Annotated in this window: 9 protein-coding genes and 1 tRNA gene; 5 read left to right on the top strand and 5 right to left on the bottom strand. The window is 72.2% G+C overall.

The window, feature by feature from the left end:
- Nucleotides 1–260 precede the first annotated feature (260 nt).
- From VK611_01725 to VK611_01705, 5 genes are read left to right on the top strand one after another with little or no spacing between them, the layout of a single operon-like run.
- On the top strand, nt 261–1,652 hold the full coding sequence (locus VK611_01725) for a hypothetical protein (GenBank protein ID HMG40008.1): 1,392 nt from the start codon (nt 261–263) through the stop codon (nt 1,650–1,652).
- Nucleotides 1,649–4,069 carry an ABC transporter permease gene (locus VK611_01720; protein ID HMG40007.1) on the top strand — a complete coding sequence of 807 codons (2,421 nt, stop codon included), beginning with the start codon at nt 1,649–1,651 and terminating at the stop codon, nt 4,067–4,069. Before VK611_01725 ends, VK611_01720 begins: the two co-directional genes overlap by 4 nt.
- Complete coding sequence (locus tag VK611_01715) at nt 4,066–4,821, top strand: ABC transporter ATP-binding protein (GenBank protein HMG40006.1); 756 nt, start codon at nt 4,066–4,068, stop codon at nt 4,819–4,821. The genes VK611_01720 and VK611_01715 overlap by 4 nt, the downstream gene beginning before the upstream one ends.
- Nucleotides 4,822–4,859: 38 nt before the next feature.
- Nucleotides 4,860–5,576 (top strand): ABC transporter ATP-binding protein, encoded by a 717-nt coding sequence (locus tag VK611_01710; GenBank protein HMG40005.1) that lies wholly within the window; start codon nt 4,860–4,862, stop codon nt 5,574–5,576.
- Nucleotides 5,573–5,965, top strand: coding sequence for a hypothetical protein (locus tag VK611_01705; GenBank protein ID HMG40004.1), 393 nt, complete (start codon nt 5,573–5,575; stop codon nt 5,963–5,965). The genes VK611_01710 and VK611_01705 overlap by 4 nt, the downstream gene beginning before the upstream one ends.
- Nucleotides 5,966–5,984: 19 nt before the next feature.
- On the opposite strand, the gene VK611_01700 is transcribed toward VK611_01705, so the two are convergent.
- The 5 genes from VK611_01700 to VK611_01680 all read right to left on the bottom strand — a co-directional run bounded on the left by VK611_01700 (nt 5,985) and on the right by VK611_01680 (nt 10,589).
- Nucleotides 5,985–7,154 (bottom strand): sulfotransferase, encoded by a 1,170-nt coding sequence (locus tag VK611_01700; GenBank protein HMG40003.1) that lies wholly within the window; start codon nt 7,152–7,154, stop codon nt 5,985–5,987.
- A gap of 9 nt (nt 7,155–7,163) precedes the next feature.
- Nucleotides 7,164–8,192 (bottom strand): NADPH:quinone oxidoreductase family protein, encoded by a 1,029-nt coding sequence (locus tag VK611_01695; GenBank protein HMG40002.1) that lies wholly within the window; start codon nt 8,190–8,192, stop codon nt 7,164–7,166.
- 86 nt (nt 8,193–8,278) lie between these two features.
- Nucleotides 8,279–8,914, bottom strand: coding sequence for a TetR/AcrR family transcriptional regulator (locus VK611_01690; protein HMG40001.1), 636 nt, complete (start codon nt 8,912–8,914; stop codon nt 8,279–8,281).
- 467 nt (nt 8,915–9,381) lie between these two features.
- A tRNA-Lys gene (locus VK611_01685) sits at nt 9,382–9,454 on the bottom strand.
- Nucleotides 9,455–9,476: 22 nt separating this feature from the next.
- Nucleotides 9,477–10,589 (bottom strand): alcohol dehydrogenase catalytic domain-containing protein, encoded by a 1,113-nt coding sequence (locus VK611_01680; GenBank protein ID HMG40000.1) that lies wholly within the window; start codon nt 10,587–10,589, stop codon nt 9,477–9,479.
- Between the last annotated feature and the right edge of the window lie 68 nt (nt 10,590–10,657).

The following is a 10,657-nucleotide window of genomic DNA, read 5'->3' as shown; positions in this document are numbered from 1 at the left end:
GACCACGCCGAGTGAAAGAAGGTGCTTGCGGACTTAGAGAGATGTGCTTAGGTTAGGTCCGGCAAGGGGGATCTGGGGACGGGCCCTGACGGCCCGCCCGCGGGGGCAGAACAACCGGAGGGCACATGGTTGAGGGGACCGGTTCGCCGATGTCGGGGACGCGTGGCGCGCCGCCGGCTCCACGATCGACCACGGCCGGACGCCTGGCACCCCGGCGGCCGAGGGGCGGCCGGCGGGCGGCGACCGTCGCGTGCCTCGCCGTGGTCGGACTCGTCGCCGCCTCGTGCAGCGGCGACCACGGCTCGTCGGACGGCACCGAGGCCGCGGCGCCCGGCGCCAGCACGACCACTGAAGCTGCGGGCGGCGCGGGCGACGGCGAGGCGTTCGGGACGCTCGCATCGCCGTGCGGCGCGGGCGACGCCGCCGGGGCCACGGCCACCGGGGTGACCGACGACGCGATCACGATCGGCTACGGCGACGACGCCGGCTATGCGGCGGCGCCCGGGCTCGACAAGGAGCTCTCCGACGCCATGGCGCCGATGATCGAGTGGTGCAACGAGCAGGGCGGCATCAACGGCCGGGACATCGTCGGCAACTACTACGACGCCAAGGCCACCGAGGTGAGCGCGGCCATCACGCAGGCCTGCAACGACGGAGTGTTCATGCTCGTGGGTCAGGGCTGGGTGCTCGACAGCGGCCAGGAGACGGCGCGCATCGAGTGCGAGCTGCCGTCGGTGCCGGGCTACACGGTGGCCACCTCCGTCGCCCACGGCCCGGGCATCGTGCAGCCGCTGCCGAACCCGGGCGACCAGGTGCCGGCCTCGGCCGCCTTCCAGCTGGCCGAGCTGTTCCCCGAGGCGGTGACGCACGCGGCGTTCGTGTTCGCCGAGTTCCCCGCCACCCGGGAGACCCGCGACAAGTACGAGGCCTCGTTCCCCGAGGCCGGCTGGGAGTTCCAGGACTGCGACCAGATCTACAACATCGCCGGTGAGTCGGACTGGAAGCCGTTCGCCAGCAACCTGAAGGACTGCGGCATCGAGGCCGTGGTCTGGGTCGGCTCGCCCAACCCGAACTTCGAGAACTTCCTGGCCGCCGCCGACCAGGTGGGCTTCGAGCCGCAGGCGTGGCTCAGCGACGCCAACCAGTACGACGCTGCCTTCGCCCAGTGGAACGGCGAGAACGGCGGGGTCGGTGACGACGTGTACGTGCGCATCGCCACCACGCCGTTCGAGCAGGCCGACTCGGTGCCGGCGGTGCAGCAGTACCTCGACCTCGTCGAGGGCTCGGGTGGCACCCCGGCGCTCCTGGGGGTGCAGGCCACGTCCGCCTTCCTCCTGTGGGCCACCGCCGTCGACGGCTGCGGGTCGGACGTGACCGCCGCCTGCGTGTTCGAGCAGATCGGCGAGCAGGACGAGTGGACCGCCGGCGGGCTGCACTCGCCGACCAACCCGACGGGGAACCAGGCCGCCACCTGCGGGATCCTGCTCAAGCTCGACGGCGACGGTTTCGAGCAGGTGGTCCCCGCCGACGGTGAGGACGGGTTCGACTGCCGGGACGACTACCTGATCGACGGCCTGAGCACCGACGCGCTGGACCTGGCGAGGCTCGACGGTGACCGCGTGGCCACGGAGTACGGCACCTTCACACCGTGAACCTGCTCGTCAACGGCCTCGTGACCGGCGCGATCTTCGCCATCGCGGCCTGCGGGCTGGTGGTCACCTACTCGACGTCGGGCATCTTCAACTTCGCCCACGGGGCACTCGGGATGTTCTGCGCCTACGTCTACTGGGACCTGCGGTACAACGCCGCGCGTGACTGGCCGCTGGTGCCCGACGGGCCGTGGCCGGCTCCGGTGGCGTTGGCCACCGTGCTCCTGGTCGTCGCTCCGCTGCTCGGCGCCGGGCTGTACAAAGCGGTGATCGGCGGCATCGTCGACTCGTCGGAGATCGTGAAGCTGGTGGTGCCCATCTCGGTGCTGCTCGCTCTCATCAGCCTGGCGAACTGGATCTGGAAGACCGACCGGCCCCACACCATCCAGCCCTTCTTCGGGGCCGACCACCAGGTGACCGTCTTCGGCGTCGTGCTCCTGTGGCACGACCTGACCGTGGTCGCGGTGGCCGTCGGGCTGGCGTTGGGCCTGCGCCTGCTGCTGTACCGGACCCGCACCGGCGTGGCCATGCGGGCCGTGGTCGACGACCGTCCGCTGCTGGAGCTCACCGGCGGCCGGCCCGACCGCACCTCGCTGGTGAGCTGGATGCTCGGCGTCTCGCTGTCGGCGCTGGCCGGGATCCTCATCACGCCGTTCAACGGCGGCTCGCTCAGCACCACGCTGCTCACCCTGCTGGTGATCAACGCCTTCGCCGCCGCCATGTTCGGCCGCTTGCGCAACCTCCCGCTGACGTTCGTCGGCGCGATCGTGTTGGGCCTGGCCACCCGCATGGCGTTCGAGCGGCCGACCGGGCTCATGCCCACGTCGTTCGACTGGCGGGGCAACCTCCGGGTGGCGGTGCCGATGATCCTGCTGTTCGTGGTGCTGCTGGTGCTGCCGCAGGACCGGCTGCGGGGAGCGGTGCAGCGGCGCGACCGTGAGCGCTTCGCCCTGCCGAGCGGCCGGGACGCAGTGGTCGCCGGCGCCGCCTTCCTCGTCATCACCTTCGGGCTGACCCGGATCCTCGAGCCGTCGCCTCTCCTGCTGGTGAGCAACGCGGTGGCGGCGGGGATCATCCTGCTGTCGCTGGTCCTGCTCGTGGGCTACGCCGGCGAGGTCAGCCTGGCCACGATGGCGCTGGCCGGCATCGGGGGCACGGTGCTCTTCCACCACGTCGGTCGAGACGCCGCCGATCGAGCCGGGCCGATGGCGTATCTGATCGCGGTGGTGGTCTGCGCGCTGGTGGGGGCGGCCATGGCTCTGCCCGCCCTGCGCCTGCGGGGCCTGTACCTGGCGCTGGCCACCGCGGCGTTCTCGCTCGGCGTGGAGCAGCTGGTCTTCAAGGAGTTCGCCGAGTCCCGGCGGATCTACCCGGCGTCGCTCGTCGTGTTGGCGGGGCTCGGTGCGTTGGTCACGTGGTCGGTGGCCCGGTCCCGGGGTCTGCGGGCCGGCACGGCGTCGCTCGCCGTGTCGGCGGCGGTGATCGTCCTGGCCGCCACGAACGGGTGGCTCCAGCGGGAGCGGTGGAGCCCGATCTTCCCGAACGGCAACCTGACCGTGCCCCGGCCCCGCCTCCTCGGGATCGACTTCGCCCCGCAGGCCAACTTCCTCCTACTCCTGTCGACCGTCTTCGTGGCCGTCGGCCTGCTGTTGGTGGGCCTCCGCCGCGGCGCGTACGGCCGCCGCCTCACGGCCATGAAGAACAGCCCGGCGGCCTGCGCCACGCTCGGCATGGACATCGTCCGGCTCAAGCTTTCGGTGTTCATGCTGTCGGCCGCCGTCGCCGGGCTCGGTGGGTGCCTCTACGCCCAACAGATCGGCTCGGTCACCGCCGACCGGTTCAGCCTGTTCGAGTCGATGTCGTTGCTGATGCTGCTGGTGGTGGCCGGCGCCGGGTTCGTGTCGGGCGGGCTGACCGCCGGCCTGCTCTACGGCGCCGCCTTCGTGGTGCTCCAGAACGTGCTGGTGTCGGTCGGCGAGAACCAAGAGGCGTTCGGTGGGTCACTGCGGTGGCTCGCGCAGTTCACTGCTGTGCTGCCGGCCCTGATCGGCATCGGACTCGGGCGCAACCCCAGCGGGTTCCTCAGCGACCTCTTTGCCGACCACCGGCCGTTGTTCCGCTCGGTGAAGCCGGTGCTGGCCGCCTGGGTGGCGGCCGAGGTCGTCCTGTGGGCCCTGGCCGTGCGGGGGACGATCGGCAACTGGACGTTCGCGCTGGCCACGATCGCGCTCGCCTGGGCCGCGCCTCGGGCGGCGGCGCTGCTCCGGCCCGAGGCCTACGGGCGCCCGCCCGTCGCGGCACGCTCGTCGCCCGCGGCCGATGGCGTGCCGCTCGAGCTGGTGGGCATCGCCCGGCCCTTCGGTGACGCTGACCGTCATGAGATGGAGCGGGTGCTCGACCTGGGGGAGCGCGGCTGGTGAGCCGCCACCCGCTCCTGGCGCTCGACGAGGTCACCGTGCGGTTCGGGGCCAACCAGGTACTGACCGACGTCGACCTGGTGGTGCCGGCCGGCGAGGTGGTCGGCCTCATCGGGCCGAACGGTGCCGGCAAGACCACCTTGTTCAACGTGGTGACCGGGCTCCAGCGCCCCACCCGGGGACGGGTGCGCTTCGACCGGGTCGACATCAGCCGCCTCGACACCCACCATCGCGCCCGCCGGGGCATCGGCCGCACGTTCCAGCGATTGGAGCTGTTCGGCGACCTGACCGTGCGCGACAACGTGCGGGTGGCCGGCGAGATCCGCAACCGGTGGCGATTCCTCGGGGTCGGCGGCGGCCGGCTCGACGTCGACCGGGAGGCCGAGCGGCTGCTCGACCTGCTGGGCCTCCGCGCTGTCGCCGACGTCGACGCGGGCGAGGTCCCCACGGGCACCGCTCGCCTGGTGGAGCTGGGGCGGGCCCTGATCGCCAGGCCTCGGCTGGTGCTGCTCGACGAACCGGCCTCGGGGCTGACCGAGCGGGAGACCGAGGCGTTCGGCGTGCTGCTGCGACGGTTGGTCGACGACGAGGGCGTCACGGTCCTGTTGGTCGAGCACGACATGACCCTGGTGATGGAGGTCTGCGACCACGTCCACGTCCTCGACTTCGGCCAGGTCATCGCCCACGGCACGCCCGACGAGGTGCGGGCCGACGAGCGTGTCCTCGCGGCCTACCTCGGGGCCCCGGGCGCGTGACCGTCGACAGGCGTGGGGAGGCCGACGCGTCCGCGCCCGTGACCGTGCCCGCGCTGGAGCTGCGGGGCGTCCGAGCGACCTACGGCTCGATCGAGGTCCTGCACGGATTCGACCTCGTCGTCGCACCTGGCGAGGTCGTGGCGCTGCTCGGCCCGAACGGTGCCGGCAAGTCGACGGCGTTGCGGGTGGTGGCCGGCCAGGTGCCGGCGACGGCCGGCGAGGTGGTCCTGGCCGGCCGCGTCGTCAACGGCGCGGCCCCGGACGTCCTGGCCCGGCTCGGGCTCTGCCTCGTGCCCGAGGGCCGGGGCGTGTTCCCGAACCTGTCTGTGCGCGAGAACTTGTGGATGGATTCGCACCGGGGCGTCCCGGTGCATGACATCGAGGAGATCGCCTACGCACGGTTCCCCCGGCTCGGCGAGCGGCGCACGCAGCTCGCCGGCTCCCTGTCGGGCGGCGAGCAGCAGATGCTGGCCATGGCCCGGGCTCTCGCTACCGACCCGGCGGTGCTCCTCCTCGACGAGCTGTCGATGGGATTGGCGCCGATCGTCGTCGGCGAGCTCTACGAGCTCGTGGCCCGGCTGGCCGCCGCCGGGGTCTCGATCCTCGTGGTCGAGCAGTTCGCCCGGGCCGTCCTGGGCGTGGCCGACCGGGCCGCCATCGTGGTGCACGGTCGGGTCACCACGGTGGGCACGCCTGCCGACATCGAAGCCGAGCTCTCTACCGCATATCTGGGCGCTCGAGGGGCGCGACCATGACCGACACGAACACCGCCGAGACCGCGACGGGGACCAGCGATCGCATGATCCGGTTCACCGCCGAGGTCGCCGACATGAAGCTCAAGACCGGCCGGACCCGCACCGAACACGTCCTCCAGGTGGTGGGCGTCGTGCTCATGGTCGGCGGCATCGTCCTGGCGCTGGGTGCGTACGCGGCCTCGCTCGACGTGGCCGCCACCCCCGGCACCAACGTCGATGTCCTCAACTCGAACTCCTACGAGGCGTTGGCCCTGGTCGGCGTGGCCACGAGCGTGGTCGGCGGCTTCGTGTTCCTGCGCTACTCGCTGGCCCAGTTCCTCCGCTTCTGGCTCCTCCGCCAGTCCTACGACCAGCAGCGCGCCGTCGACGCCGCCGGCCGCCCCGACTGACCCACCGGGGCCAGCGGGTTCAGATGCGGAGGGACTCGGCCGGGACGTCGTAGCGCGCGGTGTAGGCGGCGAAGCGGTCGGCGAGCTCGTCGGCGTCGAGGCCGTGGGAGGCGAGGTCGTACCCGTGGGTGCCGAAGGTGCCCTTGGGGTGGGTCTCGACGTAGCGGGCCATGGCTTCGTGGGCCGGGCCCGTGAGCTCCTCGCCGAGGGCGTCGTAGAGGGACCCCATCGCCTCGAGCGGGTCGCTGACGAGGTCGGCGTAGCGCACGTCGGTGATCGGGTGCTCAGGGTGGCGGTCGCGGAAGGCGCCGATGCGGTTCACCGACTCCTCGAGCATCGACGTCCAGTGGTCGGCGATGTAGCGCTGGTGGTCGGCGTCGGTGAACGTGCCCGACAGGGTCGAGATGAGGCTGCACACCGACGCTGACAGCACCACCGGGTCGCGGTGCAGCAGCACCAGGCGGGCGTCGGGGTAGACGGCGGTGAGGGCGTCGAGGGCCAGGGCGTGGTGGGGGCTCTTGAGCGTCCACCGACCACGGACGCCGGCGCTCTGGAGGACCTGGAGCACGGTGCGGTGGTACTCGTAGGCCGATCGCTGGTCGGCGGCCCGGAGCCAGGCGCCGTAGGTGGGCACGTTGGCGATGGCCTCCCACGACAGGCTCTTGAAGTCCTGGCTCATCACCGCGATGCACTCGGTGGGGCCGTCGGCCTCCTCGTGGTGGATCGCCCGCACGGCAGGGTTGAACGCCTCCAGCATCTCGCCGGCGACCCGCGCCTCGTCGACCCGGGGCCCGACCCGGTGGTCGGCGGGGGAGGGGGGCGGCGCGCTGTCGGTCGCCTCCCACCGCAGGAGCGGCCGGTTCGTCCGGTCCCGGTCGAGCAGGTTGCTGAGGAACGTGGTGCCGGCGCGGAACATGCCGATCACCACCACCGGCGCCTCGATCCGCTCATCGGCCACCTCGGGGTGCGACTTAGCCCAGTCGGCGACACGCAGCCGGTTGGCCAGCGCGGCCACGATCGTCGAGTGGATGGCGAGGCCACCGAGCTCGGTCAGCTGCGCCTCCTCCTCGACCGACGCCACGTACGTCTCCAGGCCCTCGCGGAAGTCCCCGGGGCCGGGGTCGTCGAGGCCCGTGGCTGCCACCGCCTCGCCCAGGAGGGCCTCGGCGTCGGCGTCGAGTGCACCCATGTCTGCGTCCTACGAGCGTGAGAGGTCGACGACCGTGCGGCCCGACGTGCGCCGGGCCTCGTGGTCCTCGAGGGCTGACGCCACGTCGGCCAGGCCGATGCGACGGCCGATGGTGGGGCGGATCGCCCCGCTGGCCACCAGCTCGAGCAGGGCCGCATGGACCCGCCGACCGGTCTCGGGCGGGAACGGGTTGATGCCGAAGCGCCGGAACTCGAGCGGCGCCTCGAGGTAGGCGAGGATCACGCCGACCACCGACACGTTCGCCATCGACACCTTGCGCAGCGGGCGGCCGGTGAGCCCCGACTCGGGATCGTCGTTGAAGCCCACCGGCAGGTAGCGCCCCCCAAGGGCCGCACACGTCCACATGGCCTCGGTCTGCTCGCCCCCGATGGGGTCGTAGATGACGTCGGCTCCGTGGCCGTCGGTGTGGTCCATCACGACGTCGAACACGTCGTCGGCCGTGTGGTCGATCGCCCGCTCGGCGCCGAGGTCGAGGCACAGCTTCGCCTTGTCGGGCCCGCCGGCCACGGCGAGCACGTGGGCCTTGGCAGCGACGGCGAGCTGGATGGCGGCGGTGCCGACGGCGCTGGCCCCGGCCCGCACCAGCACGGTCTCGCCGGCCTCCAGCCGGGCCCGCTCGTGCAGGGCCAGCCAGCCGAGGTGGAACGGCAGGGTGAACGCCGCGGCCTGCACGTCGTCGAGCTCCGGCGGCGCCTCGAACACGGCACCGCACAGCGCGTACTCGGCCATCCCGCCGAGCGATTGCGAGGCGATGCCAACTACCCGCTGACCGACGGTGGCATCGGCGCCGTCACCTACGGCGTCGACTGTGCCGGCCACGTCCATGCCCAGCGTGAACGGGGGCTCGGCCATCACCGCCGCCACGCCGCCACGGCAGCGCGCGATGTCGCCGAAGTTCAGCGACGCGGCGCTGACCGCCACCCGCACCTGGCCCGGCCCCGGCTCGGGCACCTCGACGTCGCCCAGCTCGATGGCCTCGGTCGGTCGCCCGTGACGGACGACCCGAACTGCCTGCACGACCGTCCCCCTACGCTCGCCGTTCCCCTGGCGTGACCGTAACTAAAGAGGGGTCCTTATGTCAACGCTCGCGACGGCGGACGTCGTCACGCGGGGGCGGTGGCCATGGCGGTGACGAGGGAGACGAGGTTGGCGGTGAAGCCGTCGAGGTCGAGCTGGCGTCGACCGCCGCGGGTGGTGCGCTCGCGGGCGCGGGCCCGGTCGGCCACCGCGCGGAGGATGAAGGTGGTCACGAGCGAGATGCGTTCGGTGGCGACGTCGTCGGCCACCGGCGTCATGCGCTCGGCCAACAGGGCGTAGACCTCGTAACCGCCGGTGCGCGACAGCACCTCCTGCACCTCGGGCGCCAGCGAGGCCTGGTCCTCCTCCACCAGCTGAGCCAGGATCACGAGGAAGCAACGCCCGCGCCATCCGGTCTCGGCCAGCTCCACCGCAGGGCGGACGATGGCCTCCACCACCGAGCGCACATCGTCGTCGCTCGACCGGCGGGCCACCCCCAGCAGCTCGCCCTCACGCCGGCGGAGGAAGTCGACGTGACGGTCCAGCACGGCGCACAGCACCCCGTCGCGCGACCCGAAGTGGTAGTGCAGCGCCCCCCGGTTGCGTTGGCCCGCCCGGCGGGTGATGTCGAGGAGCGACGCCGTGAACACCCCCTCGTCGGCAAAGCCCCGAGCCGCAGCGTCGATCAGCTTGCGGCGGGTCTCCTCCGAGGATGGCGGCATCGCCGGGATCCTACGGTCGAGCGCATCACGGCCTTCGCCGACGCCTACACCGACCCGAGTCCTGGAACTGAGGCAGACCGTCGGTCATGGCAGGAACGTGATGCGGCTCTCACCGGTCGGTGCCGCGTACCGGCCGTCGCCGGCGGGGATCGTCGGCAAGCCCTCGGCCACCCACCAGACCCCCGACGCTACGACCACACCCACAACGCCCGAAGCAATCCTCCATCAGGGTGATCCCGCTCACCCTGTGTGTCGGTCGATGTCCGGCTGAACCGCCACGCTCAGTGCCGGCCGCCAGCGGGTCCCAGTTGGCGGCCGGCTGGCATATCGCGACGGAGGCCGATTCAAGACGGGGCACTCGGGGAGGTGTACCGGCGTTCCCGGAAAGCGCGAAGGTCTTCCCGGTACACCTTCCCGGGAATGACGCAGAAGGTCCCGGTCAGGGGCGCTGACCAGGACCTTCGTCGTACTCCCCCTGGGACTCGAACCCAGAACCTGCGGATTAAGAGTCCGTTGCTCTGCCAATTGAGCTAGAGGAGCGTGGAGCAGGACAGTGTAACGCTCACGGCGTGGGGGGCTCGACTTGGTTGTGGGCCTCGTCTCGGGCCACGACGAGCTTGATGGTGGGGTCGGTGTAGCGGGCGGCGGCGTCGTCCCAGGCGACGAGCTGTGTGGTCACCTCGGAGGGGCGGAGGCGGCCGGCGGCGATCAGGTCGAGCACCTCGGGGATCACGGCGGTGGCGTGCACGCGGCCCATCAGGAACCGGATCCCCAGCGTGTACATCCTCAGGAACGGCAGGGCGAACTCGGGCCCTCGGGTGTCGACGTAGCCGGACACGCTGTGGCAGACGCCCTCCGGCTCGGTCGACGCCACGGCGTACTGCAGCCCTTCCGCCCGCAGGCCGCAGTCGACGACGATGGGGAAGCGGCCGTCACGCCGGCCGAAGGCGGTCCGCAACGGCGCCGCGCCCACCCGCTCCGCCAGCGCCAGCGCCGCCGGGTCGTCGGAGGCGAACGTCACCCGCCCGGCGCCCAGCGCCACCGCCGCCTGCGCCGCGAACAACCCGATCCCGTGGTTGCCGTGGCACGCCACCAACACGTCGGCGCCCGGGAGCTCGGCCACGTGGGGTGCCACGGCCCGGTAGCCGTCGGCCACGTTGTCGGCCACGCCCGCCAGCTCGACCGGCGGCACACCCGGCGGCGCCACGTGCAGCATCGCCGAGGCGTGCGGCACCCGCACCAGGTCTGACAGCATCCCGCCGTACTCGACCCCCGACAGCGGCTGCATCCCGTAGTCGGACAGCACCGGGTAGCTCTCGCACACCGCCGTCTGCCCCCGGGCGCACCGCCCGCACCGACCGCAGCTCACCTGGAACGCCGGCACCACCACCTGCCCGACCGAGAGCCCCGTCACCGCCGACCCCACGGCCACGACCTCCGCCACCGCCTCGTGACCCAGGGCGAACCCACCCCCGCCGCCGTCGCCGGACCCACCCGAAGCGCCGCCCCCGCCCCCGCCCGCGCCCACAGGACCGCCGGCCATCAGGATCGGATCGATGGCGCAGCGGGCGGTCGCCAGCGGCCGGACGAGCGCCTCGTCGGGGCCCTCGATCTCCGGCTCGGGCACGTCGATCCACTCGACCCGCCCGGGCCCGACACACGTGAGTTGCTGCATCCGAGTCCTCCCGATCCGTGACTAGAGCAACCGTTCTAGTCGCCCGGGCGAGCCGCAGCCATACAGCG

Source organism: Acidimicrobiales bacterium, assembly GCA_035316325.1.
GTDB lineage: Bacteria > Actinomycetota > Acidimicrobiia > Acidimicrobiales > VFJN01 > DASXTK01.
Note: the sequence above shows the minus strand (reverse complement) of the source record. Positions and strands in the feature narration are given on the sequence as shown.